At 71.2% G+C, this 25,220-nt stretch carries 29 protein-coding genes; 14 read left to right on the forward strand and 15 right to left on the reverse strand.

What is annotated here, in order from left to right; genetic code table 11:
* The first annotated feature begins 2 nt into the window (after positions 1–2).
* Both VD659_RS02950 and VD659_RS02955 read left to right on the forward strand, forming a co-directional pair.
* Positions 3–905 carry an ATP-binding cassette domain-containing protein gene (locus VD659_RS02950; RefSeq protein ID WP_423259636.1) on the forward strand — a complete coding sequence of 301 codons (903 nt, stop codon included), beginning with the start codon at positions 3–5 and terminating at the stop codon, positions 903–905.
* The gene (locus VD659_RS02955) at positions 902–1,795 is read left to right on the forward strand and encodes an ABC transporter permease (protein ID WP_423259637.1); all 894 of its coding nucleotides are present in this window, start codon (positions 902–904) and stop codon (positions 1,793–1,795) included. The genes VD659_RS02950 and VD659_RS02955 overlap by 4 nt, the downstream gene beginning before the upstream one ends.
* Positions 1,796–1,801: 6 nt before the next feature.
* Here VD659_RS02955 and VD659_RS02960 read toward each other — a convergent pair whose 3' ends face one another.
* Positions 1,802–2,554, reverse strand: a complete 753-nt coding sequence (locus VD659_RS02960) for an ABC transporter permease (RefSeq protein ID WP_423259638.1) — start codon at positions 2,552–2,554, stop codon at positions 1,802–1,804.
* Between the two features lie 160 nt (positions 2,555–2,714).
* Entirely contained in the window at positions 2,715–3,680 is a 966-nt protein-coding gene (locus VD659_RS02965; protein WP_423259639.1) for an ATP-binding cassette domain-containing protein, read from the reverse strand.
* 101 nt (positions 3,681–3,781) lie between these two features.
* On the opposite strand from VD659_RS02965, the gene VD659_RS02970 reads away from it, so the two are divergent.
* On the forward strand, positions 3,782–4,441 hold the full coding sequence (locus VD659_RS02970; protein ID WP_423259640.1) for a PadR family transcriptional regulator: 660 nt from the start codon (positions 3,782–3,784) through the stop codon (positions 4,439–4,441).
* A gap of 40 nt (positions 4,442–4,481) precedes the next feature.
* Here the strand turns inward: VD659_RS02970 and VD659_RS02975 are convergent, their stop codons facing one another.
* Genes VD659_RS02975 through VD659_RS02985 form a run of 3 tightly spaced genes read right to left on the reverse strand, consistent with a single transcriptional unit; the run spans position 4,482 to position 6,600 of the window.
* Positions 4,482–5,732 carry a UDP-N-acetylmuramate dehydrogenase gene (locus tag VD659_RS02975; protein WP_423259641.1) on the reverse strand — a complete coding sequence of 417 codons (1,251 nt, stop codon included), beginning with the start codon at positions 5,730–5,732 and terminating at the stop codon, positions 4,482–4,484.
* On the reverse strand, positions 5,729–6,157 hold the full coding sequence (locus VD659_RS02980) for a MaoC family dehydratase (RefSeq protein ID WP_423259642.1): 429 nt from the start codon (positions 6,155–6,157) through the stop codon (positions 5,729–5,731). Before VD659_RS02980 ends, VD659_RS02975 begins: the two co-directional genes overlap by 4 nt.
* Entirely contained in the window at positions 6,154–6,600 is a 447-nt protein-coding gene (locus VD659_RS02985; RefSeq protein WP_423259643.1) for an FAS1-like dehydratase domain-containing protein, read from the reverse strand. Before VD659_RS02985 ends, VD659_RS02980 begins: the two co-directional genes overlap by 4 nt.
* A 91-nt stretch (positions 6,601–6,691) precedes the next feature.
* Between VD659_RS02985 and VD659_RS02990 the strand changes: the two genes are divergently transcribed.
* A complete protein-coding gene (locus tag VD659_RS02990; RefSeq protein WP_423259644.1) occupies positions 6,692–7,627 on the forward strand; it encodes a Ppx/GppA phosphatase family protein in 936 nt (311 codons plus the stop codon).
* A 7-nt stretch (positions 7,628–7,634) separates the two neighbouring features.
* Here VD659_RS02990 and VD659_RS02995 read toward each other — a convergent pair whose 3' ends face one another.
* Both VD659_RS02995 and VD659_RS03000 read right to left on the reverse strand, forming a co-directional pair.
* Positions 7,635–8,486: a TrmH family RNA methyltransferase gene (locus VD659_RS02995; protein WP_423259645.1), complete on the reverse strand. Its 852-nt coding sequence runs from the start codon at positions 8,484–8,486 to the stop codon at positions 7,635–7,637.
* A 48-nt stretch (positions 8,487–8,534) separates the two neighbouring features.
* Complete coding sequence (locus VD659_RS03000; RefSeq protein ID WP_423259646.1) at positions 8,535–9,206, reverse strand: ArsR family transcriptional regulator; 672 nt, start codon at positions 9,204–9,206, stop codon at positions 8,535–8,537.
* Positions 9,207–9,361: 155 nt separating this feature from the next.
* Here VD659_RS03000 and VD659_RS03005 point away from each other — a divergent pair, with 155 nt between their 5' ends.
* The 5 genes from VD659_RS03005 (at position 9,362) to VD659_RS03025 (ending at position 13,303) form a co-directional block, all read left to right on the forward strand.
* Positions 9,362–9,622: a DUF6458 family protein gene (locus VD659_RS03005; RefSeq protein ID WP_423260041.1), complete on the forward strand. Its 261-nt coding sequence runs from the start codon at positions 9,362–9,364 to the stop codon at positions 9,620–9,622.
* Between the two features lie 11 nt (positions 9,623–9,633).
* The gene (locus tag VD659_RS03010; RefSeq protein ID WP_423259647.1) at positions 9,634–10,848 is read left to right on the forward strand and encodes a serine/threonine-protein kinase; all 1,215 of its coding nucleotides are present in this window, start codon (positions 9,634–9,636) and stop codon (positions 10,846–10,848) included.
* Positions 10,845–11,300 (forward strand): hypothetical protein, encoded by a 456-nt coding sequence (locus tag VD659_RS03015; protein WP_423259648.1) that lies wholly within the window; start codon positions 10,845–10,847, stop codon positions 11,298–11,300. Before VD659_RS03010 ends, VD659_RS03015 begins: the two co-directional genes overlap by 4 nt.
* Before the next feature lie 33 nt (positions 11,301–11,333).
* Entirely contained in the window at positions 11,334–11,906 is a 573-nt protein-coding gene (locus tag VD659_RS03020) for an SRPBCC family protein (RefSeq protein ID WP_423259649.1), read from the forward strand.
* Positions 11,907–12,037: 131 nt separating this feature from the next.
* Positions 12,038–13,303, forward strand: a complete 1,266-nt coding sequence (locus VD659_RS03025) for an MFS transporter (protein ID WP_423259650.1) — start codon at positions 12,038–12,040, stop codon at positions 13,301–13,303.
* Positions 13,304–13,406: 103 nt separating this feature from the next.
* Here the strand turns inward: VD659_RS03025 and VD659_RS03030 are convergent, their stop codons facing one another.
* The 6 genes from VD659_RS03030 to VD659_RS03055 are packed head-to-tail and all read right to left on the reverse strand — an operon-like array spanning position 13,407 to position 19,539.
* Positions 13,407–14,378 (reverse strand): fumarylacetoacetate hydrolase family protein, encoded by a 972-nt coding sequence (locus VD659_RS03030; protein ID WP_423259651.1) that lies wholly within the window; start codon positions 14,376–14,378, stop codon positions 13,407–13,409.
* A complete protein-coding gene (locus tag VD659_RS03035; protein WP_423259652.1) occupies positions 14,375–15,379 on the reverse strand; it encodes an amidohydrolase family protein in 1,005 nt (334 codons plus the stop codon). Before VD659_RS03035 ends, VD659_RS03030 begins: the two co-directional genes overlap by 4 nt.
* Entirely contained in the window at positions 15,376–16,509 is a 1,134-nt protein-coding gene (locus VD659_RS03040) for an FAD-dependent monooxygenase (RefSeq protein WP_423259653.1), read from the reverse strand. Before VD659_RS03040 ends, VD659_RS03035 begins: the two co-directional genes overlap by 4 nt.
* A 56-nt stretch (positions 16,510–16,565) precedes the next feature.
* The gene (locus VD659_RS03045) at positions 16,566–17,561 is read right to left on the reverse strand and encodes a cyclase family protein (RefSeq protein WP_423259654.1); all 996 of its coding nucleotides are present in this window, start codon (positions 17,559–17,561) and stop codon (positions 16,566–16,568) included.
* Complete coding sequence (locus VD659_RS03050; protein WP_423259655.1) at positions 17,558–18,523, reverse strand: fumarylacetoacetate hydrolase family protein; 966 nt, start codon at positions 18,521–18,523, stop codon at positions 17,558–17,560. The genes VD659_RS03045 and VD659_RS03050 overlap by 4 nt, the downstream gene beginning before the upstream one ends.
* Complete coding sequence (locus VD659_RS03055; protein WP_423259656.1) at positions 18,523–19,539, reverse strand: VOC family protein; 1,017 nt, start codon at positions 19,537–19,539, stop codon at positions 18,523–18,525. Before VD659_RS03055 ends, VD659_RS03050 begins: the two co-directional genes overlap by 1 nt.
* Positions 19,540–19,686: 147 nt before the next feature.
* Between VD659_RS03055 and VD659_RS03060 the strand changes: the two genes are divergently transcribed.
* Complete coding sequence (locus VD659_RS03060) at positions 19,687–20,610, forward strand: LysR family transcriptional regulator (RefSeq protein WP_423259657.1); 924 nt, start codon at positions 19,687–19,689, stop codon at positions 20,608–20,610.
* A gap of 78 nt (positions 20,611–20,688) precedes the next feature.
* Here the strand turns inward: VD659_RS03060 and VD659_RS03065 are convergent, their stop codons facing one another.
* Complete coding sequence (locus tag VD659_RS03065) at positions 20,689–21,486, reverse strand: IclR family transcriptional regulator (protein ID WP_423259658.1); 798 nt, start codon at positions 21,484–21,486, stop codon at positions 20,689–20,691.
* Positions 21,487–21,630: 144 nt separating this feature from the next.
* On the opposite strand from VD659_RS03065, the gene VD659_RS03070 reads away from it, so the two are divergent.
* Genes VD659_RS03070 through VD659_RS03080 form a run of 3 tightly spaced genes read left to right on the forward strand, consistent with a single transcriptional unit; the run spans position 21,631 to position 24,220 of the window.
* Positions 21,631–22,329 (forward strand): CoA transferase subunit A, encoded by a 699-nt coding sequence (locus tag VD659_RS03070; RefSeq protein ID WP_423259659.1) that lies wholly within the window; start codon positions 21,631–21,633, stop codon positions 22,327–22,329.
* Positions 22,326–23,051 (forward strand): CoA transferase subunit B, encoded by a 726-nt coding sequence (locus tag VD659_RS03075; protein WP_423259660.1) that lies wholly within the window; start codon positions 22,326–22,328, stop codon positions 23,049–23,051. Before VD659_RS03070 ends, VD659_RS03075 begins: the two co-directional genes overlap by 4 nt.
* Entirely contained in the window at positions 23,048–24,220 is a 1,173-nt protein-coding gene (locus VD659_RS03080; protein WP_423259661.1) for an acetyl-CoA C-acyltransferase, read from the forward strand. The genes VD659_RS03075 and VD659_RS03080 overlap by 4 nt, the downstream gene beginning before the upstream one ends.
* Positions 24,221–24,254: 34 nt before the next feature.
* Here the strand turns inward: VD659_RS03080 and VD659_RS03085 are convergent, their stop codons facing one another.
* Positions 24,255–24,779 (reverse strand): VanZ family protein, encoded by a 525-nt coding sequence (locus VD659_RS03085; protein ID WP_423259662.1) that lies wholly within the window; start codon positions 24,777–24,779, stop codon positions 24,255–24,257.
* 140 nt (positions 24,780–24,919) lie between these two features.
* Between VD659_RS03085 and VD659_RS03090 the strand changes: the two genes are divergently transcribed.
* Positions 24,920–25,180, forward strand: coding sequence for a hypothetical protein (locus VD659_RS03090; RefSeq protein WP_423259663.1), 261 nt, complete (start codon positions 24,920–24,922; stop codon positions 25,178–25,180).
* The last annotated feature ends 40 nt before the right edge of the window (positions 25,181–25,220 follow it).

The raw sequence follows: 25,220 nt of genomic DNA on the forward strand, positions 1-25,220 counted from the left end.
CCATGACAACTCCGCCTCCGGCCGTCAGCGTGATCGGGCTGCGCAAGAGCTACGGCGACTTCACCGCGGTCGACGGCATCAGCTTCGACATCGCAGCCGGCGAGACCTTCGCGCTGCTCGGCCCCAACGGGGCGGGCAAGAGCACCACGGTCGAGATCCTCGAGGGCTACCGCGAGCGCTCGGGTGGCGAGGTGCGCGTGCTCGGCACCGACCCACGGCACGCGAACCTCGCCTGGAAGGCCCGCATCGGCATCGTGCTGCAGCAGACCGGCGAAAGCGGCAACGTCACCGTGCGCGAGCAACTCACGCACTTCGCGAGCCTCTACCCGAACCCACGCGACATCGACGAGGTGATCGCGGCCGTGGGCCTCGAGCTCAAGGCGAAGACGCGCATCAAGGCGCTCTCCGGCGGGCAGCGCCGCCGGGTCGATGTGGCCCTGGGCGTCATCGGCCGCCCCGAACTCCTCTTTCTCGACGAGCCCACCACGGGCTTCGACCCCGAGGCGCGCCGGCAGTTCTGGGAGCTCATCCGCTCGCTCTCCCGCGAGGGCACCACGATCGTGCTCACGACGCACTACCTCGACGAGGCCGCCCAGCTGAGCGACCGCGCGGCCGTGATCGCGGGCGGGCGGCTCGTGGACATCGGGCCGGTCGACGAGCTCGGCTCGCCCGAGGCGCGCATCCCGATCGTGCGGTGGACGGATGCGAACGGCCGGCACGAACAGCGCACCCCGGCACCGGCGCGGGCCGTGGCCGACCTCCTCGCGCGGGGTGGCGAGCCGTCCGAGCTGGAGGTGATCCGCCCCTCGCTCGAGGACATCTACCTCGAGCTCGTGGCCGCGGCCGAGGCGGAGGCGGACGCTGAGGCCCAGCCCGCCCGCGCGGATGCCGCGGTGCGCGCATGACCGCGGCGACCGCATCCGGAACCGGCGCAGGCAGCGGCGGCGGGCCCCGCGCATCCGGGAGCCCCTCGTTCGGTGTGGGCCGCGCGCTCCGCCTGGGCATCGGCCGCGTGGGCTACGAAGCGCGCGTGTACTTCCGTGCGGGCGACACCGTGTTCTTCACCTTCCTGTTCCCCGTGGTGCTGCTCGCCATCTTCTCGGTGGCCTTCGACGGGCTCGGTGATGTGGGTGCGAACCCGGACGGCACGGGCGGCATCTCGCAGGCGGCCTACTACCTGCCCGGGATGGTGGCCGCCGGCATCCTGCTGAGCGGCGTGCAGAACCTCGGGGTGGACATCGCCGTCGAACGCGGCGACGGCACGCTCAAGCGGCTGGCCGGAACGCCGCTGCCGGTGCTGTCGTACTTCATCGGCAAGATGGGGCAGGTTCTCGTGACCTCGGCCGCGCAGGTGGTGCTGTTGCTGCTGCTCGCCCGCGTGGTGTTCGGCGTGGCACTGCCGAGCGACGTGGAGCACTGGATCACCTTCGTCTGGGTGTACCTGCTGGGCATCTTCACGGCGGCGGTGCTCGGCATCGCGATCTCGCGGCTGCCCCGCAGCGGCAAGAGCGCGTCGGCCGTGATCATCCCGCCCCTGCTGATCCTGCAGTTCATCTCTGGCGTGTACCTCAACTTCGCCCTGCTGCCCGACTGGCTGCAGAACGTCGCGAGCGTGTTCCCGCTGAAGTGGATCGCTCAGGGGATGCGCGCCGCCTTGCTCCCCGAGTCGTTCGCGGCCGCCGAGCAGGGCGGCTCGTGGAACCTGGCGGGCGTGGCGATCGTGCTCGGCGTCTGGCTCGTGGTGGGGCTCGTGGTGTGCCGGGTCACCTTCCGGTGGATCCGGAAGGACAGCTGAGGGCTGTTACGCGTTCTCCTTGCGGAAGGTGCGGGTGCCGACGTAGAGGCCGGCGGCGAACAGCACGAGGGTCCAGATGACGCCCCACATCGTGGTGACGGTGAAGAAGTCGCCGGTGAACAGCTCGCGGATGGCGTTCACGATGTACTTCGTGGGCATGAAGTCGGAGACCACCTGGAGCCACTGCGGGCCGATGGTCATCGGCAGCAGGATGCCCGAGAGCAGCAGCACTGGCAGCGCGATGCTGTTGATGACGGGCGCCATCACGTCTTCGCTCTTGGTGGTGAGGGCGAGGGCGTTGGAGGCGGCGGCGCAGGCCGCACCCAGCAGCACTGTGAGGATGAGGCCGAAGACCATGCCGATGATCGATCCGGTGAGCCCGAACAGGAACGCGAGGCCGATCAGCACGATGCCCTGCACGAACAACTGCAGCACGTCGCGCAGGATGCGCCCCAGCAGCAGCGCCGTGCGGCTCGCCGGGGTGACGCGCTCGGCCTCGATCACGCCGGCCCGCCACTCCGCGATCAGGCCGAAGCCCGCGAACAGCGCGCCGAAGAGGCCGAGCTGCACCAAGAGGCCGGGCACGAACAGCGTGTAGGCGTTCTCGGCGCCGAGCGTGCCGGCGAGCGGCTCGAGCAGCGGGCCGAACAGGCAGAGGTAGAGGATGGGCTGCACCAGCCCGATGATGACCCAAGCCGGGTTGCGCAGCGCCATGCGCAGCTGCCGGCGGAACACGATGAAGGTCTCGCGCCAGAACATCAGGTCGTGGCTCCTAACTCAGCGCCGTAGCGAGCGGCGCAGATCGTAGTGGGATGCAAGGCGGAAGAGGAGGTCGCACCGGCGGTGCGGCCGACGATGACAACGCGGCAGCCCGCTGCGAGCTGGGCCGCGCAGTAGGCGCTGAGTTAGGAGCCATGACCTAGGCGTCCTCTCTCAAGCTGCGGCCGGTCAGGGTGAGGAAGACGTCGTCGAGGGTGGGCCGCCGCACCTCGATCGACTCCAGGGCGATGCCGGCCGCGTCGAGAGAGCGGATGAGCCCGGCCACCTCGTGGCCGGCGCCGCGCACCCGCGCGCTCACGGTGGCGCCGTCGATGCCCAGGTCGGAGTCGGCCACGCGCTCCAGCAGCGCCGCGGTCTCGGCCGAGCGGGACGCATCCGCGACCACGAGCTCGACCAGGTCGCCCGAGACCTGCCGCTTCAGCGCATCCGGGGTGTCGCTGGCCACGATGACGCCGTGGTCGATGACGAGCACGCGGTCGCACAGGGCGTCGGCCTCGTCGAGGTAGTGGGTGGTGAGGAACACCGTGGTCTCGCGCTTGGTGCGGAGCTCGGAGATGTGGGTCCAGAGGTTGGCGCGCGCCTGCGGGTCGAGGCCGGTCGTGGGCTCGTCGAGGAACACGAGGGTGGGGTCGTGCACGAGGCCCATCGCGATGTCGAGCCGGCGACGCTGGCCGCCGGACATGGCGCGGGGCTCCCGCGTCCACAACCCCTCGAGGTCGAGCTGCTCGAACAGCTCGCGACCGCGGGCCTCGGCTTGCTGCTTGCTGATGCCGTAGAGCATCCCGTGATCCATGATCTCCTCGCCGGCGCGCGCCTCGGGCGAGGTGGAACCGCTCTGCGAGACGTAGCCGATGCTGCGGCGCACCTGCTGCGACTGCGTGGCGACGTCGAAGCCGGCCACCGTCGCGGAGCCCGCGGTGGGCTTGAGGAGGGTGGTGAGCATCCGGAGCGTGGTGGTCTTGCCGGCGCCGTTGGGGCCGAGGAAGCCGACGATCTCACCCGCCTCGACGTCGATGTCGACGCCGGCGACGGCCTTCACCTCGACCTTCTCTGTGCCTTTGCCGCGCCCCGCGAAGGTGCGTGCCAGGCCTCGTGCATGAATCACGCGGGTCTCCTCGGTCGGTTGCGGAGCCTCCATTATTCAAACTTGAACACCGCGGTGTCAAGCCCCCGCGCATCCGGTCTCGGCGCTCCTATACTCGGCTCATGGCGACCCTGACGACTCGCGCCCTCCTGCTCGGAGTGGTGAGCCTGTTCGAGCCTGCCAACGGCTACCAGCTGCGCCGCGAGCTGCTCTCCTGGGGCGTGGAGGAATGGGCCAACATCAAACCCGGCTCGGTGTACTCGATGCTGAGCACCTTCGTGAAGCAGGGCTTCATCCGGCGGCACGACCTGCCCGAGGGCGACGGCGATCGCACGGTGGCCGTGTACACGATGGCCGAGGCGGGCAGCGCCGAGCTGCACCGGCTGCTGCGCGAAGCGGTGGTGACGGTGGCGCCGATGCAACCCTCGAGCTTTCGGGTGGCGCTCAGCCTCTCACCGCTGCTCGCCCGCAGCGAGATGCTGGAGGCGCTCCGCGAGCGCGAGGGCAACGCCCGCCGGGCGAGCGCCGCCCTGCTGGAGCGCATCGCCTTCGTGGCCCGGGGCTTCGCACCCCCGCACGTGGCGCACAGCCTCGAGCTCGAGCTGCGCCTCGTCGAGACCGAGCGCAGCTGGGCCGCCGAGTACCTCGCCACGATCGAGGCCGGTGGGCTCGTGTTCGCCGGCGAGGCCGATCCGGCCTGGACCCCGCCCGACGACGACGCCGGCTGGCAGATGGTGCGGGAGTCGCAGCGCTACCGGGCGCAGATCGACGCGGCGCGCTGAGCCGTTCGGATGGCCGGCACAGCTCGGGCCCGACACGCCCTCAGAGCTGGTGACCGAGGAACACCGGCTCCGGCTGGAGCACCACCCCGAACTCCGCCGCCACCCGGTTCTGCACGTAGCGGGCGAGTTCGGCCACGTCGGCGGCGAGGCCGCCCGTGGCCGGCGCCGTGTTCACGAGCGCCAGGGTGTGCTTCGACGAGACCGCGGCCGTCGAACCCGGCAGCGAGAAACCGCGACGGATGCCGGCGTGCTCGATGAGCCAGGCGGCGCTGAGCTTCACGCGATACTCGGCGGGCCGGGCCTTGGGGCTGCGATCGCCGTCGAGCGCGATCTCCATGCCGTCCTCGAGCGCCACCACGGTGTCGGGCTCCTCGGGCTCGATCTGCCAGCGCGGCGCCGACGCGGGCAGCGTGCGGGCGAAGTGCTCGGTGACGATGGGGTTGGTGAAGAACGAGCCCGCACTCACGGAGTCGGGATCGTCGTCAGCCAGCTGCATGCCCTTCGACGAGCGCAGCCAGAGCACGGCCCGCCGCACCTCGGCGAGCGGCAACCGCTCGCCGACCTCGATGCCGAGGGCCGACGCCAGCTGGGCGTACTCGACCGGGCGGCTGAGGGCCACGGAACCCGCGCCCTCGCCCCGGGCGTCGTCGAGCTCGAAGGTGACCGAGAGCACGACGCCCCGCAGGCCCCGCTTGAAGACGCTCGAGCGATAGGAGAGCTCGAGCTCCTCCACCGGCATCCGGCGCACCCGCCCGGTGGCGGCGTCGAGGAAGTCGAGCGAGACGATGGCCGAGGCCACCTCCTGCCCGTAGGCGCCGATGTTCTGGATGGGCGCGGCGCCGACGGAGCCCGGGATGCCCGAGAGCGCCTCGATGCCGCTCCACCCGTTCTCCACGGTGTGGCGCACGAGCTCGTCCCACGGCTCGCCGGCCTGCACGCGCAGGCGCACGTGGCCGAGCTTCGCCATCACCGGCGCGATGCCCCGGGTGGCGGCGCGGATGACGGTGCCCTCGACACCCCCGTCGGCCACGACCACGTTCGACCCGCCGCCGAGCACGGCCCACTCGCCGCCCTCGGCCCAGGTCTCGCGCGCGGCGTCGAGCAGCTCCTGCTCGGTGGTGGCCGTCAGCAGGCGCTCCGCGGGGCCGCCCACCCGCAAGGTGGTGAACGGCGCGAGGTCCACGTCGAAGACGGGCGCCGGTGCTGCCTCGGCGTGCCGTGGGCCGGATTCCGGATGCGCCGCACCGCCGGCCGGCACGGGCTCCGGGCCTGCTCCGGTGAGGTCGGTCATGGCAGCAGGACGCGCACCTGGGCTTTGCCGAGCACCGTCTCGCCGTTCACCGTCGCGGTGAGGTCGACGCGCGCCGTGCCGGCCTCCTCGTCGAGCTGGCCGATCTTCGCGAGCACCGAGATGACGGCGCCGTCGACCGGATCGACCACGACGGGGCGGGTGAACCGCACCTGGTAGTCGGTGACGCGGGCCGGGTCGCCGACCCAGTCGACGACCGGCTGAACCGCGAGACCCATGGTGAGCATCCCGTGGGCGAGAACGCCGGGCAGGCCCACCGAGGCGGCCACGTCGTCACGGTAGTGGATGGCGTTGAAGTCGCCGGAGGCACCCGCGTAGCGCACGAGCGAGTCGCGCGTGATCGGATAGGCGGCCTCGGCCACGACATCGCCGACGGCGTACTCGTGCACGATGATCTCGTCGCTCATGCGTCCCCCCTCACGACCAGCACCGACACGGCGGTCACCACGTGCTCGCCCGCGGCATCCGTGACCACGGATTCGGCGGTCACCATCGCATTGCCGCCGAGCGTCTTCACGCTCGTGACGTTCAGCTGCGCGGTGAGCTCGTCGCCCGCCACGATGGGCCGGCTGTAGTCGAAGCGCTGCTCGCCGTGCACCACGTGGGTGAGCTCGATGCCCGCGTCGTCCTGCGCGAGGAGCTGGGCGAGGGTGAGCTCCTGCACGACGATCGCGAAGGTCGGCGGCGCCACCACGTCGGGATAGCCGGCTGCGGCCGCCGCATCGACGTCGACGTTCTTGGGGTCGGAGGCGAACACGGCGCGGGCGAACTCGCGCACCTTCTCGCGGCCGACCAGGTAGGGCTTCGTGGGCGCGAAGACGCGGCCGACGAGGTCTGGATTCACTGGCACGGCTCCAGTCTACGGACGAGGGCCGCCGGGCGGGGCCGATGGCCCGGCGCCGACGGCCGGGCGCCCTCCGCGGAGGCGATAGTGTCGGACGATGCGACTCGGAGTGCTCGATGTGGGTTCAAACACGGTTCATCTGATCGTCGTCGACGCGCATCCGGGGGCCCGGCCGGTGCCGCAGGCCTCGCACAAGTCGGTGCTGAGGCTGATGCGCTACCTCGAGCCCGACGGCAGCATCAGCGAGGAGGGCGTGACCGCGATCGTCGGCGCCATCGCGGCGGCCATGGAGGTGGCGCGCCGGGAGGGCATCGACGAGCTGCTGCCGATGGCCACCTCCGCGCTCCGCGAGGCGGCGAACGGCGAGGCCGTGCTCGCGCGCGTCGAGGAGCAGACCGGCGTGGCGCTGCGCGTGCTCACGGGCGAGGACGAGGGGCGACTGACGTTTCTCGCCATCCGCCGCTGGTACGGCTGGTCGTCGGGCAACATCCTGCTCTTCGACATCGGCGGCGGCTCGCTCGAGATCGCGGCGGGATCCGACGAATTCCCCGAGGTGGCGGTGTCGCTGCCGCTCGGCGCGGGCCGCACCACCGTGCAGTTCTTTCCCGACGACCCGCCCACTCCGGAGCAGATGCTCGAGCTGCGGGCGCACTCGCGGGCGGTGATGCGGGCGGATGCGTTGCCGCTGTTCGAGCACCTGCCGCCGTTCCAGCACGTGGTCGGCTCCTCGAAGACCATCCGCTCGCTCGCGCGACTCGCGGGGTCGAGCCGGCCGCACGCCTCCGGAGCCGGCGAGCCGACCGTGACGCTGCGGCGGGCCGACCTCAAGGACTGGATCCCGCGGCTCGGGCAGCTGCCCGCGGAGGCGCGCCAGGCGCTGCCCGGCATCACGCCCGACCGCACCTTCCAGATCGTGGCCGGCGCCGTGGTGCTGCACTCGGTGATGAAGCTCTACGACGTGGAGGAGCTCGAGGTGTCGCCGTGGGCGCTGCGCGAGGGCATCCTGCTGCGCTACCTCGACGGGCTCGAGTAGCCGGCGGTCAACGGGAGACCGCCCACAGCGCGACCGCGCTCGCGGCGGCGACGTTGAGCGAGTCGATGCCGTGCAGCATCGGGATCTGCACCACGGTGTCGGCGGCGGCGATCGCCTCGGTGGTGAGGCCGCCACCCTCGGCGCCGAGCACGAGGGCGAGCCGCTCGGGAACGCGCGTCTCGAAATCGCGGAGACTCACCGCATCCGGGGTCAGGGCCAGAGCCGCTGTGTGGAAACCGTGCTCGCGCAGGAGTGGCGACAGCTCGGGCCACTCGCCGGTGCGGGTCCACGGCACCTGCAGCACGGTGCCCATGCTCACCCGGATGGCCCGGCGGTAGAAGGGGTCGGAGCAGCGCGGGGTGACGAGCACCGCATCCGCCCCGATGGCCCCGGCGGAGCGGAAGATGGCGCCCACGTTGGTGGGGTCGACGACGTTCTCGATCACGACGACGCGGCGGGCGCGCTCGAGCAACGCAGCCGGGTCGGGGAGCGGCGGGCGGTTCATCGCGGCGATCAGGCCGCGGTGCAGGAGATAGCCGGTGAGCTCGGCGAGCAGCTCGCCCGGCCCCACGAACACCGGCACCTCGGGGTGCCCGGCCACGGCGAGCGTCTCGACGGCCTCGCGCTCGCTCGTGCCGAGCGCGAGCACGGAGCGCGGCACGTGCCCGGCTCGCAGAGCCCGTTGGAGCACGAGCAGGGATTCCGCGAGGTAGAGGCCGTTCTCGCGCCCGGGCTCGCTGCGACGCGCGTTCTTGAGGGCCACGTCGGTGGCGTGGGCGTAGTCGGCCAGGCGGGGGTCGGCGAGGGTGTCGATGCGGACGACGGGGCTCCCCCCGGGGGCCGGTGCTTGTGGAGGCATAGACGTCAACTGTAGGCGCCGGCGACCGCATCCACCCATAGGAGCGGTCTAGTCGGGACGGCCGGTCTTCAGCCGCAAGGAGAGCGCGCGGATGCGCTGCGTGATCAGGGCGATGGCGCGGTCGAACGCCTCCGGGGTGCCGATCGGCGCCGGGTCGGGGATCGACCAGTGCAGGTCGTCTCTGCCGGTCATCTGCTCGTGGGCGCTGTCGCAGACGGTGATGACCAGATCGTGCTCGGCCAGGACCTCGCTCACGTGCTGCGGGCTCCGGCCCTCCTCGATGCGGAGGCCGTGCCGGGTTGCGGCAGCGACCGCGCCGGGATTGATCACAGCACCCGGCCGCACACCGGCCGATGCCGCCGGGATCGGGTTCGAGTCGCGCCAGATCGCCTCGGCCAGCTGCGAGCGGGCGGAGTTCGCGGTGCAGACGAAGACCACACGTTCGGGAACCTCGACGCCGCCGGGTGTGAGGGTGTCGAAGATCTCGGGGCGGAGCCCGATGTAGCTGCGCCGCTTGTCGAACTCCGAGCGGCTGCGGGTGACGATCTCCGCCTTCTCCAGAACGCGGAGGTGGTGGGCGACGAGGTTGGAGCGGAGACCGAGCAGCAGCTCGATCTCCGAGGACGAGAGGTCGCCGAGGGTGAGCAGATCCACGATGCGGAGCCGGGTCGGATCGGCGAGGGCGGCGAAGATGCCCACTCGGCGCTTCAGATCGGTCATGACGTCGCACCCATCCAATTTGACTCAATCGCTATTGACTCAATCATGGTAGGCATGTCCCCAGACGACGACCGGAGCCCACTGATCATCAGGTGACTATCAGGCTCGGCCGTCGTGACGCGGCGAAGATCTCGCCGCAGGAATCGGAGGACATCATGGGTATCGGCACAGGCATCGCACTGTTCGTGATCGGAGCCATCCTGGCGTTCGCGGTCAACGTCGACCTCGGTGGGGTCGTCAACCTCTCGCTCATCGGCTACATCCTGATGGGCGCCGGCGTGGTCGTCTTCCTGATCAGCCTGATCTTCTCGCTGCGGCGCCGCCAGACGGTGGCCACCACCCGCACCGCGGTCGACCCGGCCAGCGGCGAGCAGGTCACCCGGAGCACGCGCGACAGCAACGACCCGCTGGTCTGAGCACGGTGACGATGTCCGGCCTCGAACCCGGGGGCTCGCCGAGCACCGGCGAGCTCCTCGACGGGCGCTACCTCCTCGAGGATGAGGTCGGGTCGGGTGGCATGGGCGTGGTCTACCGGGCACGGGACGAGGCGCTCGGCCGGATCGTGGCGGTGAAGGTCTTCCGCGAGTCCGCCGCCGACGCAGCGCGGAGTACTTCGGAGACCCGGCTGCTGGCCTCGCTCAACCACTCGTCGCTCGTCACCCTGTTCGACGCGCAGACCGCCTCCGGCCACCCGAACTACCTGGTGATGGAGTACGTCGAGGGGCCCACCCTGCGGGAGCGGCTCGCCGGAGGGCCGATCGGGCGGAGCGATACCGCCACCATGGCCCGCGATCTGGCCGAAGCCCTGCACGTGGTGCATCACGCCGGGATCGTGCATCGCGACATCAAGCCGTCGAACGTGCTGCTGCGCCCCTCACACGTGCCCGGCGAGGAGTTCCGGGCCAAGCTCGCCGACTTCGGCATCGCCTACCTCGTCGACTCGACCCGGCTCACGACCCCCGGAACGCTCGTCGGCACCGCCGCCTACCTCAGCCCGGAGCAGGTCAGGGGCATCGACCCGGCCCCGGCATCCGACATCTATGCGCTCGGCCTGGTGCTCCTGGAGGCACTCACCGGGGAACGGGCCTTTCCGCAGACGTCCACGCACGAAGCAGCGCTGGCCCGGCTGACCCGCGATCCCCGCATCCCCGGCGAGCTGGGCTACCCGTGGAAGTCGCTGCTGACGGCGATGACCGCCCGCGACCCGCAGCAGCGCCCGAGCGCGCTCGACGTCGTGGTGGCGGCGGGCGGTCTGACCGTGGGCGATTCCCGCGACCCGGGAGCGTTGACCGCCGCCTCGACGGCCGGGGCTGCCGTGGCTTCGACCGAGATCCTCGAGGCTGCAGACGCGTCTTCAGCGCCGACCGCCGTGCTCGTTCAGGATGTCGCGACCGCTGTGCTCGGCGACGGGACGGTTGCGGCGGGGGCGGGAGCGGGGGCGGTGCCCGCGCGTGGGCGGGAGCGCCGGCGGCGGTGGCATCTGGTCGTCGCCGTCATCGCGCTGGTCGTCGTGGTGCTGATCGTGGGCATCCTGGTCTGGACGCTGAGCGCCTCGAGCGCGGCTCCTGCCCCGACCCTCCCGCAGCTGGACGATCCGCTGGGCACCCACCTGCAGCAGCTCCTGGATGCGGTGACCCGGTGAACCGGACCGCACCGGCGATCGCCCTCGCGATCGTTCTCGCCACGGCCCTCGGCCTGAGCGGATGCGCTCCGGCCTCGCCCGGCATCACGGCGAGCACGAGCGAGCTCATGCAGTCGACGATCATCGCCGCCGCCGGGCAGGCCGCAGCGGGCGATGCCGCGGGTTCACTCGCGACCCTGGACTCGCTCGAGGCGCAGCTGAACGCCGTCATCGAATCCGGCGACGTGTCCGCTTCCCGGGCCGCCGGCATCCAGGACGCCATCGATCTCGTTCGCGCCGACCTGCAGCCGGCCCCGGTCACGACTCCGGCGCCGTCGGACACGACCATCCCGGCGACGACCGCAGCACCGACCGGGGCTACGACGACCGACCCGCCCGCCGAGTCCGGGAACGGGAACGGGCACAGCGGCGATGGGAACGGAAACGGCAAGGGAAAAGGCAAGGACAAATAGCGTCCGACCCGCACGACCGAGAGGGCACCACCGATGACCGAAGCGCACCACACCGAGACGATCGACGCGCCGATCGCCGCCGTCTACCAGCACTGGCTCGACGTCGGGTCGTTCCCGAGCTTCATGCCCGCGGTACGCAGCGTCACGACGTCATCCGACTTCTACAGTCAGTGGACCCTCGCGATCGGAGGGCTGACGCGGTCCTTCGATGCGGAGATCGTCGAGCAGCTGCCCGAGCAGCGGGTCAGCTGGCGATCCATCACCGGCGACCTCGCACTCGAGGGACGCGCCGAGTTCCAGGCCGCGTCGGACGTGCGCACCACCGTGACCCTGACCGTCACCTGGAACCCGACGACCGCAGCCGAGCGCGCGGCGGCGGCTCTCGGCGCCGACGACCGCGCACTGCGGGTCGCCCTGGGCGGCTTCAAGCGCCATGTCGAGAGCAGCGATCACCCGGCCGGCCGCTCCTACGTGACCTTGCGCTCCGTGGATGCCCGGTCGGACTCCACCGCCGAACCCGTCGAAACCGCCGACCCCGCCGACGCGGAGAAAGCGGCGAGACCGTCGCGGCTCCCCCGTCATCTCAAGGAGCCCACCGACACCTAGAGTGGTCTGCCGACCGTCCGGCCGCGGAGCCGCAGTATAAGCCGCGTCTATCCGCTGCATCCCTGAATTCGACTTCCCCGATGCCCCGCCCCGGCCCCACCATCGGAGGACAGTCCAAGAAAGGGTGTTCAATGACGAACAGCGCTTCACTCGCCGACGCTCCGCGCATCGAGCGCGACGCCGCGGTCAATCCCGTCACCGGCCGCACGGCCGGCTCCGTGCAAGGCATTCTGCTGCTCATCGGGAGCTGCCTCCCGGTGCTCGGCGCGGTGCTCCTCGCTCCGATCCTGCCCACGCTCACCGGCGTCTTCGCCTCGGTGCCCGGATCCGAGGCCCTGGTGCCTCTGATCGTCACCATCCCCGCCCTGATGATCGCGCTCATCGCCCCGTTCGCCGGGGCGATCGTCGACCGGGTGGGCCGCAAACGGCTTCTCGTCGTGGCGCTGATCGTCTACGCCGTTCTCGGCACCGCGCCGCTCTACCTGGATTCCCTCCCGGGCATCGTGCTCAGCCGCGTGGGCGTCGGCATCACCGAGGCCGCGATCATGACCTGCTGCACGACGCTGCTCGCCGACTACTTCGTCGGGGCTCGCCGGGACAAGTACTTCGGTCTCCAGACGGTCGTCACCTCGCTGGCCGCCACGGCGTTCTTCGTGATCGGCGGCGCACTGGGGGCGAACGGCTGGCGCACTCCGTTCTGGCTCTACGCCGTGAGCCTGCTCCTCGTCGTTCCCGTGGCACTGCTCATCTGGCAGCCGAGGATGCAGAAGACCGGCGCCGACCGCGCCAAGCTTCCCCCGATCCCGTGGCGCGCACTCGCCCTGCCGCTCATCGTCTCGCTCTTCGGCGGACTCATGTTCTACTCGCTGATCGTCGAGCTGCCCTACGTGCTCGCAGGACTGGGCGTGACGGAGGTGTCGACCATCGGCGCGGTGACGGCTGCGGCCTCGCTCGCCACGGCCATCGGCGCCATCCTGTTCCGTTGGATCGCCCGCTTCCAGGCCCGGCGGCTGCTGCCGCTCGCTCTGGGGCTCGGCGGCGTCGGGCTCGTGATCGTGTGGTTCGCGCCGTCGATCCCGGTGGCCATCATCGGGGCCGTCATCACCTCGTTCGGCAACGGCATCCTGCTGCCGACCCTGCTCACCTGGGCGGTCTCGGGGCTGGCCTTCGAACAGCGCGGCCGCGGCACGGGACTCTGGACGGGATTCCTGTTCTTCGGCCAGTTCGCGTGCCCGCTCGTGCTGCTCGCCCTCCAGGCCCCCTTGGGCTCGCTGCCGGCGGCGCTCGGGGCACTGGGGATCGCGTCGCTGGTGATCGCGGTCGCCCTGGCCTTCGGGCTCGCGCGCAGCACAGCGTCTCCGGATTCCGCCTCCGCGCCCGTGCCGGCGGCGCACTGACCGACCCCGCTCTCGGGTACCCGGCACCCCGCCGGATTCGACGAGGCCCCCTCCACCGCACGGTGGAGGGGGCCTCGTCGATCTGCATCCGGCGCGCAGCCGCTCAGCGCGCACGGGACCGGCTGCGGTCCCGCGCGCGACGCAGTGGTGGAGGGGCGACCGCCTCGCCGACCACGTTCTCGATCTCACCGATGCCCTCGATCGACATGCGCACACGGTCGCCGGCGCCGAGCGGCGACGGCGAGAGCTCTCCGGCGCGACCCCACAATTCCGCGAGGCACCCGCCGTTGCCGACGGTGCCGGAGCCGAGCACGTCGCCCGGCATGATCGCCGAGTCGCGCGCGGCATAGGACACCAGTTCGGCGAACGGCCAGCCCATGTTCGACGTGAGGTCGTGGCCGATCCGTTCGCCGTTCACGAACACCTCCGCGCGCAGCGCGAGGAACCCGTCCTCGTCGAGGTAGCGGTCGAGCTCGTCGGCGCTCACGATCCAGGGCCCGAGGGTGGTGGCGAAGTCCTTGCCCTTGCACGGGCCGAGGCGCACCTTCATCTCGCGCGCCTGGAGATCGCGGGCAGACCAGTCGTTCATCACGGTGTAGCCGAAGATGTGCGCGGCCGCCTCCTCCGCCGTCAGATCCGAACCCGCACGCCCGGGAACTCCGCCGATGACGGCGGCGAGCTCGAGCTCGAAATCGAGTCGGCCGGAGTGCGGCGGCCGCACGGTGTCCCCGGTGGCTCGCACCGTGTGCGGGTTCGTGAAATAGAAGGTGGGAGCTTCGTACCACTCCGGAACGACCTCGCTCTTGCCGTCGATGGAGGCGCTCACGCCCTCGACGTGCTCCTCGAACGCCACGAAGTCGCGGATCGCTGCGGGCACGAGGGGCGCGAGCAGTGTCACCTCGGCCAAGGGGATCACCGGCGAGCCGGCTGCGTCGCGCTCCAGCTCGCGCGCCGCATCCAGGCCCGCGGTCAGCACTTCGGCGATCGTGGCTCCGCCGGGGAACGCGCACACGCCGTCGCCGAACACGAACCCCTCTCCCACTCGATCTCCGCGCCGCCACCGCGCGAGCCTCACGAGAACTCCCCGGCAGGCACGAGCGCGTCGGCGTTGCCGCCCAGAACGGCCCGCACGACGTCATCCGGGAGGCCCGCGGATCGCACGAAGCCGACAGGGTCCTCGAGCCCCATGTCGAAGGGGAAGTCGCTGCCGAGGAGCACCCGCGAAGCACCAGCCACCTCGATCAGAGCGCGCAGGGTGCGCTCGTCGTGCACGACGGTGTCGTACCAGATCTTGGAGAGGTAGTCCGACGGCGTCTCGGCGCACTGCCGGGCCTCGGGTCGCACCCGCCACGCGCGGTCGGAACGACCGATCACCGTGGGCAGGTAGCCTCCGCCGTGCGCCGCGACCACCCGCAGACCCGGATGCCGGTCGAGCACCCCGGCGAAGATGAGATGCGAGAGCGCCACCGCGTTCTCCGCCGGCTGCCCCACCGTGTTCGAGAGGTAGAAGCGGTCGAGCCGCTCATCGAGGCTGCAGCCGAACGGGTGGAGGAACACCACGGCGCGGAGTTCGTCCGCGCGCGCCCAGAACGGCTCGAGCCGCGCATCCGAGAGCTCCACGTCGCCCGCGAACGAGGAGATCTCCACCCCGGCCAGACCGCGAGCGAGAACAGCGTCGTCGAGCAGCTCCACCAGTCGTGAAGGATGTTGCAGCGGCACGAGACCGAGCCCCACCAGCCGATCGGATGCTCCCCGCACGTGCTCCGCCACCAGCCGGTTCGCCTCGGATGCGATCCAGACCGCGAGCGCTTCGTCCGCCCACGGATAGAAGTGATTGGGCGAGGCGCTCACCCACTGGCGGTCGACCCCCTGGTCGTCCATCGCGGCCAGCCGGGCGCCGAGGTCGGTGAGTCTCGCGAAGCGTTCGCCGATCATCCGGCCCGAGGCCTCGAGGCTCGGCACACCGTTTCGGCGACGTTCGAGGGCCGCAGCCTCCGCCGCCCCGCCCGGGTCGCGAGCTTCGACGGCGGCGTGCAGGGCGGGCAGCAGCAGGTGGGCGTGCACATCGGTGGTCATGCCGGCTCCGCCATCCGGTGCGCGATACCGAAGAGCAGCCCGGGGGCGTCGGCCTCGCGGTCATGATCGAGCTGCCACTGGCCGAGCTGCACGGATGCCTCGACCACCGCCTGCGCGCGGGGGATGCGGCGTGCATGGAACGCGTCCCACACCGGGTCGCCGAGCGCCTCGGCGGCGAGCAGCTCCTCGCTCAGCACGAGGGCGTCCTCCAGGGCCTGGGCCGCTCCCTGCGCGATCGTGGGCGGGCAGCTGTGGGCGGCATCGCCGATGATCACGACCCGGCCGCGATTCCACGGCGCCGGCGCCACGTGCGCGGTGAACCAGGTGTAGTTCACCTGCGAGCCCGCCGCGAGGTCGGCACGGATCGACTCCCAGGGGCCTCCGTAGGCCAGCGACGCCTCGCGCATGATCTCGACCGCCTCGGTCTCCGTGACGGCGGAGCGGTCCTGGGCCTCCTCGACGAGGAACGCGTACATGGTGTCCTGACCGGTGGGCGTGTAACCGGCGATGTACATCGGTCCGCCGTAGTAGAGGTCGCTGTGCTCGACCTCGGCCGGGCGCGACACGAAGGTGCGCCAGATGCCCATGCCGGTGGGCCGGGGAACGGCCTCGATGCCGATCAACGACCGCACGACCGAATTGACGCCATCCGCGCCGATCAGCAGATCGAACACGCCGGCCGACTGCGACGCGACGAACACCTCGACGCCCCCGGGGGTCTCCTGGAGCCCTGTCACGGGAGCGCCGAAGTGCACCCGCACACCGAGGGACTCCGCTCGTCGGAGCAGCACCCGGGCGAGATCCGGCCGGGACATCCCCATGGCCGCGGGATAGCCCGGTCCGCCGGTCTTCACCTCGGGGAGATCGGCGATCACCGGCGCACCAGGGCCGGGCGCCCTCAGCGAGAGGCCGTCGAACGGGTAGCCGAGTGCGCACACCTCGCTCCACACGCCCAGGCGGTCGAGCACGCGGAGCGCGTTGCCCTGCAGGGTGATTCCCGAGCCGAGCACGCTCAGCTCCGGGCGCAGCTCGTAGACGTCGACCTCGACGCCTCCTTCGGCGAGCAGGATGGCGCTCGCGAGGGCGGCTGCGCCGCCGCCGGCGATCGCCACCCGGTTCACGGCGGTCACTTGGTGTCCTCGGTCATTGTCAGAACCTCTCTGTTCCGGTGGGTGGGGCGGTGTCGTCAGAGGACGGCGACAGGGTTGATCGGCGATCCGACGGCTCCGGTGATGGGCAGCGGCGGCGCACTGAGCAGGAAGTCGTAGCGGGCGAGCTCCTGGCATCGCCGCGCGAGCTCCTCGAGGTCCCACATCTCGCCGATGGTGAGACCGATGTTCGGAATGGCCACCTGGTGCAGGGGCTGGAAGGCGAGGTCGAACTCGTTCGGCCGGACCTCGAATCCCCAGGTGTCGGTGGCGATCGCCGCGATGCCGGTGCGGTGCAGCCAGCCCGCCGTCGTGAAGGAGAGCCCTGGGCTGTCGCCGCCGGCGTAGTCGCCCCAACCCTCGCGCCGGGCCCGGGCGAGCCGGCCCGTGCGGACGAGCACGATGTCGCCCTGTCCGACGTGGCTGCTCGCGCCCTGCGCGGCCATGCACGCCTCGAGCTCGCCGGTGCTGATGGCGTAGCCGTCGGGGAGCTCGCCGCGCTCCGGGTCGAGCCAGCGCGCCACATCGAGCAGCACGCCTCGCGAGACGATCGCGGATGACGCGTGCTCGATGCCCGTCACGAGGTCGCCGTCGCTCGTCACGACGTCGCCGGCGGCGCGCCCGTTCCACGCCCGTCCGTGGTCGAAGATGTGACCCAGTCCGTCCCACTGCGTGGAGCATTGGAGTGGCATGGCCACCACATCGTCGGCCCCGCCGATCCCGTGCGGGAATCCCTGACTCCCGCGCTCCGCGTCGGTGCCGGTGTCGAGCATGGTGTGCACGGGGTTCGTGCGCCGGCGCCATCCCTTCTGCGGCCCGTTCATGTCGAAGCTCTGCGCGAGCGAGACGGTGACGCCCTCGCGAACCAGGGCGGCGGCCTCGAGGCGCTTCGCCGGGTCGATGAGATTGAGTGTGCCGAGCCGGTCATCGGCGCCCCAGCGGCCCCAGTTGCGATAGGCCTCGGCCGCGCGGGCGATCTCGCCTTCGGGATCGGCGCGGTCCAGCTCCTCGGGATCCTCGGTGGGCCGCGTCATCCGGCCACCTCCTCCACGCAGCGGACGGTCTGACTGCCGAGCCCCTCGATCGAGCCGACCATCACGTCGCCGGCGCGCAGCAGCCGCCCCCAGTGCGCCCCGTTGCCCGCAGGGCTGCCCGTGAGCAGCAGGTCGCCGGGAAGCAGCGGCATCGTCTGCGAGGCCCCCGACACCAGTGCCGGGATATCGAAGAGCAGGTCGCTCGTCGACGCATCCTGCATCGTCTCGCCGTTGAGCTCGAGCCGGATGCCGAGGGCCGCGGGGTCGGCGAACGGCGCCGGCACCAGAAAGGGCCCGGTCGGAAGGAACCCCGGAGCGTTCTTCGCGCGGTACCAGTCGGTGCCGATCTCCTTCATGTCCTTGCGGAACACCAGGTCGCGGGTGGTGATGTCGTTCACGATCGTGTAGCCGGCGACGTGGTTCAGGGCGTCCTCGCGCGACACCCGGAAGGCCTCGGCGCCGATCACCACGGCGAGCTCGAGCTCCCAGTCGTGCTTCTGGCTGTACGCTGGCAGCGCGAGCGGCTCGCCGGCCCCGACGACACAGGCGGGCAGACCGATGAAGAAGTACGGCTCACCGTGCTCGCGCCGGTCGTCCATCATCTGCCCGGCCCAGGCCCGCGCCTCCTCCGGGGTCCGCGGATCGTCGGGCGCGAGGCCCGACACCACGAGGTCGATGACGTGGGTGCGGTAGTTGGCGCCGGTCTGCAGAACCTGCCGGGGCGTGACCGGTGCGGTGAGGGTCACGCCGGCGAGCGGCATCCACTCCCCGTCCGACTCGGCGACCGCTCTCAACCGGTCCCAGTCCGCCGACGCGAGGAAGGCGTTCAGGTCGACGGCCCCGAGTTGCTCCGGGGTGAGCAGGCGCACCCTCTCCCCCACCACGAGACCGGTGCGCACACCGCCCCCGGTCTCGATCCGCACCAGAGAGAAGGGGGCGGACGGAAGCTCGGCGAACGTCATCAGCCGCGACCCTGCACCGCGTAGGGGTTGAGCAGAGCGTCCTTGATCTCGTCCGGCACGCCCTCCTCCGTCGCGCTCGGGCCGTCCGCCGGCGGGAACGACTCGGTCATCGACAGGGGCATCGCACCGTTGCGGTACAGGTTGTTCGAGCCGAGCGACGGCTTCCAGGTGTTCGGGGTCCAGTCGGGCACGTAGTTGCGGTAGCCGCCCGTGTTGAGCTCGATGCGCAGGCTCGACGGCTCGCGGTAGTAGAGGAAGTTCTGCTCGCCGATGCCGTGGATGGACGGGCCGTACTCGATCGGCGTCCCGTGCTCCATCAGCACGTCGGCCGCGATCAGCAGCTCTTCGCGGGTGTCGACCCAGAAGGCGTAGTGGTTCACGCGCCCGGCCCGGCTCGAGCCGTCGAGCACGACTCCCAGGTCGTGGGACTTCTCGTTCGTGGTGAGCACCGAGAACACCGAGATGGGGGCCTCGTCGAGCACGGTGCGTGCCATGATCCGGAATCCGAGCACCTCGTTGTACCAGGCCGCGAAGGCGTCGACGTCGCTCGTCGCGACCGTCACGTGGTCGAGCTGGCGCGGAGCGCCCGCCACGGTCGAGCGCTTCTCGGGGCGGTCGGGGAAGATGGATGCCACGTTGCCGGGAGCCTGGTGCCGCTCGACCTCCCAGTGCAGCGTCATGCTGTGACCCCAGGGGCCGGTGAAGCGATACGCCCGGCCGATCGACACGCCGTCGAACCACTCCCCGGACACGCCAGAGGCCTCGATGCGCTTCACGGCCTCCTCGAGTGCCTCGGGGCTCGACGTGCGCCAGGCCATGGTGGCCAACGACGGCTCGTCGCCGGGAAGGACGACGACGCTGTAGCGGTAGTAGTCGCCCCAGCAGCGGAGGTAGACCGCGCCGTCGACCCGGTCGACGACGGTGAGGCCCACCTGCTTCTCGTAGAAATCGACGGAGGCCTCGACATCCGGCGAGGTGATCGCGACGTAGGAGAGGTGGGAGAGCAGCTTGATCATCGTTGACCCTTTCTGGTGGCCGTCCTTGGCCCTGAGATCACTATTCACTCCGATCAGGTATCAGGGAATCTCTGTGTGACTATGGTTGCCATAAACGCGGTTTATGCGATGATGACGGCAACCCCCTAGCCGGAGGATCACAACGCCGTGACCGATGAACGCCTGCTCTCCCGCCTCGACCTCAACCTCCTGGTGTCGCTCGACGCCCTCCTCACCGAGCGCAGCGTCACGCGCGCGGCGGAGCGTCTCCGCCTCAGCCAGCCGGCGCTGAGCGCCTCGCTGGCTCGGCTGCGCTCGCACTTCGACGACCCGCTCCTGGCCCGCCAGGGCAACAGTTACGAGCTGACCCCGCTCGCCGCACGCCTCACCGAGTTGACGACGATCGCGCTGGAAGCCTCCCGGCGGGTGTTCGAGAGCCAGACGACGTGGAGCGCGAGCGGGTCGACCCGGGAGTTCACGGTGTTCGGCTCCGACTACGGCTTCGCCACGATCGCGAAGACCGCCTCCGACATCGCGGCGCGGACCGCACCGGGGGTGCGCTTCCGCTTCGTGCTCCACAACCCCGTCATCGTGGAGGACGCGGCGCTCCGTCTCCGCGCGGCCGACGGCTTGATCATCCCGCACGGCTTCATCACCGATCTGCCCTACGTCGACCTCTGGCAGGACCGCTGGCTCGCCGTGGTCGCCGACGACAACGACGCCGTGGGCGAGGCCCTCACCATGGAGAACCTGGCCACGCTCCCGTGGGTGAGCACCTACCAGTCCCGCTCCGCCTTCACCTCGGCCGGCCGGCAGATGCAGCAGCTGGGCATCGAACCCCACGTCGACGTCGTGGTCGAGAGCTTCCTCGCCCTGCCGCACTTCGTCGCCGGGACACGCCGCATCGGAATGCTGCAGACCGCCTTGGCACCGATGGTGGCCGCGATGCCCGGGGTGCGCACCATGGAGCTCCCGTTCGACGCGACCCCCATCCTCAATGCGCTCTGGTGGCATCCCGTGCACAGCCGCGACCCGGAGCACAGCTGGATGCGGGACGTGTTCCGGCAGGCGGTCAGCGAGTTGTCCGTCTGAGGAGCCGGCTCCGGCCGCTCCGTCACCGAGGCGGCGGTCGGCTTCCCGGCATCCCGGCTCGGAGTCGCGTGAGCATGTCTAGGGGGCGAACGCCCTGGACACCTCGTGCGCCTGCTCGAGGAGGAGCCGCCCGAGCTCGGGGCGGCGTTCGGGGCGGAAGCGCGACTCGATTCCGGTGAGCGAGAGCGCCCACGCGGGCCGCCCGGCGCCGTCGAAGACCGCGGCTCCCATGCCCCAGCTGCCCTCGAGGATGAGAGCCGGGTTCACGGCGTAGCCCGTCTCCCGCGTGGCCGCGATCCGCTCGCGCAACGGCCCCTCGCCGTGCTGGGGACCCCACTTCCGTTCGAGGTCGACCTCCTCGAGGTAGGCGTCCACCTCCTCCTCGGGCAGGAACGAGAGGATGGCGAGCCCCGCCGATGCCACGCCGAGCGGAAAGCGCACCCCCTCGTACAGCACGAACGACCGCACCGGGAAGCTGCCCTCCTCCCGCAGCAGACAGACCGTCTCGCCGCCGCGGCGGGCGGAGAAGAAGGCGCTCTCACCGGTCTCGCGTGCGAGCAGGCGCACGCTCTCGCGGGCCGCATCCCGGATGTCGTAGCGATCGGCCGCGAGCGAGCCGAGCAGGTACAGCTCGGGGCCGAGGAACCAGCGGCCGCGAGCGACGTCGTGGTCGACGAAGCCCTCGGCGGCGAGCGAGGCCAGCAGGCGGTGGGTGGTGGGCCGGGTGAGCCCGGTGGCGTGTGCGGCGGCGGCCGCGGTGAGGCCGTCCGGATGCTCGGAGACGGCTTTCAGGATGCGGCTCACCCGCGACACCAGCTGGGCCCCGCGCATCGGTTCAGCCACGGAAGTGCACCGACTTGTCCATATTGTGAGCATACCCGCCGGTGTCGACCAGCTGGCGATAATCCTCCTCGAATCCGCTATCGCGGCCTTTGACTCCCTCTCGCCCGCGGCCTAGCGTCGGGCAAGACACCGCACCGCGCCCACCTGGTGGACGGGGTGACATACGAAGGAGTAGGCATGTCGAAACTGTGGCCGGGGGCCGCCGAGGCCCTGCGCGAGATCGTGACCGACGGGGCGACGATCGCCGTCGGGGGCTTCGGTCTGAGCGGCAACCCGAGCGACCTGATCGAGGCGCTGCGCGACACCGGGGCCACAGGCCTCACGATCGTGTCGAACAACATGGGCGTCGACGGCAAGGGCCTCGGCCTCCTGCTCGAGAACCGGCAGGTCGCGAAGGTGATCGCCTCGTACGTGGGTGAGAACAAGCTGTTCGCCGAGCAGTACCTGAGCGGCGAGCTCGAGGTGGAGTTCGCACCCCAGGGCACGCTGGCCGAGCGGCTGCGGGCCGGCGGGGCGGGCATCGCCGGCTTCTACACGAGGACCGGGGTCGGAACCCAGGTGGCCGAGGGCAAGCCCACGGCGGAGTTCGACGGCGAGACCTACCTGCTGGAGCGCGGCATCGTCGCCGACGTGGCGCTCGTGCACGCCTGGCGCGCGGACCGCGAGGGAAACCTGATCTACCGGCACACCGCCCGCAACTTCAACCCGCTCGTCGCCGCGGCCGGCCGCATCACCGTCGCCGAGGCCGAGCAGGTCGTCGACGACTACCTCGACCCGAACGGCATCATCACTCCCGGCATCTTCGTGGAGCGGCTCGTGACGGCCCTCCCGCGGGTGAAGGACATCGAGCAGCGCACAGTGAGGATCGCATCATGAGCTGGACCCGCGACGAGATGGCGGCCATCGCCGCCTCCGAACTCCGCGACGGCGAGTACGTCAACCTGGGGATCGGCATCCCCACCCTGGTGGCCAACCATCTGCCCGCCGGCGTGCGCGTCACGCTGTTGAGCGAGAACGGCCTGCTGGGCATGGGGCCGTTCCCGTTCGAGGGCGAGGAGGACGCCGACCTCATCAACGCGGGCAAGCAGACCGTCACCCTGCTGCCCGGCGGCAGCTACTTCGACTCCGCGACGAGCTTCGGCATGATCCGCGGCGGCCATGTGGCCAAGGCCATCCTCGGTGCCCTGCAGGTGGCGGCCAACGGCGACCTCGCGAACTGGACCATCCCCGGCAAGCTCGTCAAGGGCATGGGCGGGGCGATGGATCTGGTGGCCGGCACCCCGCGCGTGATCGTGATCACCGACCACGTCTCCAAGGACAGGACGCCCAAGATCGTGGCCGAGTGCGAGCTGCCGCTCACCGGTGCCGGCGTGGTCGACCGGATCATCAGCGACCTCGCGGTGTTCGACGTGCAGAACGGCGGGCTGGTTCTGCGCGCGATCGCACCCGGCGTCACGGTCGAGGAGGTGCGGACCAAGACGGGCGCCCCCTTCGCCATGGAGCTGGACCCGACCGTGACGAGTGCGGTGGCGGCGCCTCCCGCCGCCTCGGCGCCCTCGGCGCCCTCGGCCACCGCTGCCGCCGGAGCGCCGGCGTGAGCGCCGTCATCGTGGGCTACGCCCGCACCCCGTTCGTGAAGTTCACCGGGCAGTTCGCCGGCGTTCCCGCCAGCGGACTCGGCGCCGCGGCCATCCGCTCGGCGCTGCAGCGGTGCGGCCTCGACGGCGACGACGTCGATTTCGTCTATGCGGGACAGGTGCTGCAGGGCGGCAGCGGCCAGAACCCCGGACGGCAGTCCGCGGTGGCCGCCGGCATCCCGTTGACGGTGCCGGCTGTCACGCTGAACGCCGTGTGCCTGTCGGGCATGGAGGCCGTGGTCTCGGCGGCGCGCCTCATCGACGCGGGCGAGGCATCCGTCGTCGTGGCCGTGGGCCAGGAGTCGATGACGCTCGCTCCCCACGTCTGGCCGGGCTCGCGGGCCGGACAGCGCTACGGCGCCATCGAGCTGATCGACACCCTCGACCACGACGGCCTCACCGACGCCTTCGAGCACCGGTCGATGGGCTCCTCGACCGAGGAGCGCAACGCAGGACTCGCGATCGACCGCGCGTCGCAGGACCTCTGGGCCGCCGGATCGCATCAGCGCCTCGCCGCCTCGACCGCGTTCCAGGCCGGGGAGATCGAACCGTTCGAGGTGCCCGGACGACGCGGGCCGACCGTGGTCTCCGCGGATGACGGGCTGCGGGCCGACACCACCGTCGAGTCGCTCGGCGGCCTGCGACCGGCCTTCGGCTCCTCCGGCACCATCACGGCCGGCAACTCCTCCCAGATCACGGATGGCGCCGCCGCCCTCGTGCTGATGAGCGAGGAAGCGGCGGCGGCCCGCGGCATCCCGGCGGTCGCCCGGGTGCTGGCTCACGCCTTCGTGAGCGGGCCCGACGTCTCGCTGCACGCCCAGCCGTCGAACGCCATCGCGGCGGCCCTCGCGAAGACCGCGCACGGCGTCTCCGAACTCGCCGCCGTCGAGATCAACGAGGCCTTCGCCGCCGTCTCGGTGCACTCCACCCGCGCGCTCGGCGTCGATCCCGCGATCGTCAACGCCCACGGCGGCGCGATCGCGCTGGGGCACCCGATCGGCGCCTCCGGCGCGCGCATCGTCGGCACCCTCGCCCGCCGCCTCGGGATCGTGGGCTCAGGCGCGCTCGGCGCCGCCGGAATCTGCGGAGGCGGCGGCCAGGGCGCCGCCGTCATCCTCGAGGGGGTCTAGCCGGCCGCGGCTGCCGGAAGCGTCCGGCGCTCCGTCAGGGTGCAGCCTGCAGCATGCGCGCGCTGCGGATGCGGGGGCTCGCCCAGCCGGCCGTGTGCACCACCAGGAAGCCCAGCCCCCAGCCGAGCGCGGCGCCGGCGGAGTTGGTGATGACGTCGTTGATGTCGGCGGTTCGCCCGAGGTCGGACACGTACTGCGTGACCTCGATGAACAGCGACAACGCGAGCCCGCTCGCGAACGCAGGGACGAACCGCGCCCCCGCGGCGGCGAGCAGCAGCCCGAACGGCAGGAACACGAACACGTTGAGCACGGCGTCGACCGTCGACCCCGTGCCGTCGAAGGCGAGCGGCACGAGGTTCAGCCGCACGCCGAGCCCTGAACCGGGGCGAAGCGTCATGTAGAGCACACTGACCAGCCACACCAGCGCGAACACGGCGGCGGCGCCACGACGGATGCGCGCCCCGCCGGCCAGCAGGAGCCCGGCGACGCCGACGACAGCGAGCACCGCCGCGAAGGCGAGCTCGGCGTCGAAGACGGTGTCGGAGAGGAGGCGGATCATGATCGACGCAGTCTCGCAAGCCGGGCTGGGCGAGCGCTCCGCGCATCCCCCGAACCGGCTGTGACGGGGTAGGCTCGCTCGCGTCGGCCCAGGCCTCGCTGACGGCATCCGCGTCGGACGCGGGAGAAGGAGGTCACAGCATGCCCGTCGTCGTGTCGGTGAACAACCACTCCTTCGTGCTGCGCGACGACGAGGTGATCTCGCGGGTGCGGTCGGACATCGAGCGTGCCGCCCGCGCCGGCGGAGCGTTCGTGAGGGTCGGGGGCTCGGAGCGGGCACCCCAGGTGCTCATCACGCCGGCGACCCCGGTGCGCCTCGACGTGATCGACGAGCCGGAGGCGGCGGCCGACGACGACCCCGGCGCCGGCCTCGGCGACTTCGTGGACTACGACTTCCTCTGAGCCTGGGCCGCTCCCGGCGGGGCCCGAGCCGGGTGCCGCT

This window comes from Herbiconiux sp. 11R-BC (assembly GCF_049472555.1).
Classification (GTDB): domain Bacteria; phylum Actinomycetota; class Actinomycetes; order Actinomycetales; family Microbacteriaceae; genus Herbiconiux.

What these genes read in the sequence shown, in the direction of transcription:
- VD659_RS03055 (WP_423259656.1), bottom strand. Translation starts at nt 19,539, where the DNA reads ATGATCAAGCTGCTCTCCCACCTCTCCTACGTCGCGATCACCTCGCCG.
- VD659_RS02955 (WP_423259637.1), top strand. Translation starts at nt 902, where the DNA reads ATGACCGCGGCGACCGCATCCGGAACCGGCGCAGGCAGCGGCGGCGGG.
- VD659_RS02950 (WP_423259636.1), top strand. Translation starts at nt 3, where the DNA reads ATGACAACTCCGCCTCCGGCCGTCAGCGTGATCGGGCTGCGCAAGAGC.
- VD659_RS03000 (WP_423259646.1), bottom strand. Translation starts at nt 9,206, where the DNA reads ATGACCGATCTGAAGCGCCGAGTGGGCATCTTCGCCGCCCTCGCCGAT.
- VD659_RS03020 (WP_423259649.1), top strand. Translation starts at nt 11,334, where the DNA reads ATGACCGAAGCGCACCACACCGAGACGATCGACGCGCCGATCGCCGCC.
- VD659_RS03035 (WP_423259652.1), bottom strand. Translation starts at nt 15,379, where the DNA reads ATGACCACCGATGTGCACGCCCACCTGCTGCTGCCCGCCCTGCACGCC.
- VD659_RS02975 (WP_423259641.1), bottom strand. Translation starts at nt 5,732, where the DNA reads ATGACCGACCTCACCGGAGCAGGCCCGGAGCCCGTGCCGGCCGGCGGT.
- VD659_RS03065 (WP_423259658.1), bottom strand. Translation starts at nt 21,486, where the DNA reads ATGCTCACAATATGGACAAGTCGGTGCACTTCCGTGGCTGAACCGATG.
- VD659_RS02970 (WP_423259640.1), top strand. Translation starts at nt 3,782, where the DNA reads ATGGCGACCCTGACGACTCGCGCCCTCCTGCTCGGAGTGGTGAGCCTG.
- VD659_RS03005 (WP_423260041.1), top strand. Translation starts at nt 9,362, where the DNA reads ATGGGTATCGGCACAGGCATCGCACTGTTCGTGATCGGAGCCATCCTG.
- VD659_RS02980 (WP_423259642.1), bottom strand. Translation starts at nt 6,157, where the DNA reads ATGAGCGACGAGATCATCGTGCACGAGTACGCCGTCGGCGATGTCGTG.
- VD659_RS03045 (WP_423259654.1), bottom strand. Translation starts at nt 17,561, where the DNA reads ATGACGCGGCCCACCGAGGATCCCGAGGAGCTGGACCGCGCCGATCCC.
- VD659_RS02995 (WP_423259645.1), bottom strand. Translation starts at nt 8,486, where the DNA reads ATGCCTCCACAAGCACCGGCCCCCGGGGGGAGCCCCGTCGTCCGCATC.
- VD659_RS03075 (WP_423259660.1), top strand. Translation starts at nt 22,326, where the DNA reads ATGAGCTGGACCCGCGACGAGATGGCGGCCATCGCCGCCTCCGAACTC.
- VD659_RS03025 (WP_423259650.1), top strand. Translation starts at nt 12,038, where the DNA reads ATGACGAACAGCGCTTCACTCGCCGACGCTCCGCGCATCGAGCGCGAC.
- VD659_RS02960 (WP_423259638.1), bottom strand. Translation starts at nt 2,554, where the DNA reads ATGTTCTGGCGCGAGACCTTCATCGTGTTCCGCCGGCAGCTGCGCATG.
- VD659_RS03050 (WP_423259655.1), bottom strand. Translation starts at nt 18,523, where the DNA reads ATGACGTTCGCCGAGCTTCCGTCCGCCCCCTTCTCTCTGGTGCGGATC.
- VD659_RS03090 (WP_423259663.1), top strand. Translation starts at nt 24,920, where the DNA reads ATGCCCGTCGTCGTGTCGGTGAACAACCACTCCTTCGTGCTGCGCGAC.
- VD659_RS03070 (WP_423259659.1), top strand. Translation starts at nt 21,631, where the DNA reads ATGTCGAAACTGTGGCCGGGGGCCGCCGAGGCCCTGCGCGAGATCGTG.
- VD659_RS03085 (WP_423259662.1), bottom strand. Translation starts at nt 24,779, where the DNA reads ATGATCCGCCTCCTCTCCGACACCGTCTTCGACGCCGAGCTCGCCTTC.
- VD659_RS03010 (WP_423259647.1), top strand. Translation starts at nt 9,634, where the DNA reads ATGTCCGGCCTCGAACCCGGGGGCTCGCCGAGCACCGGCGAGCTCCTC.
- VD659_RS02990 (WP_423259644.1), top strand. Translation starts at nt 6,692, where the DNA reads ATGCGACTCGGAGTGCTCGATGTGGGTTCAAACACGGTTCATCTGATC.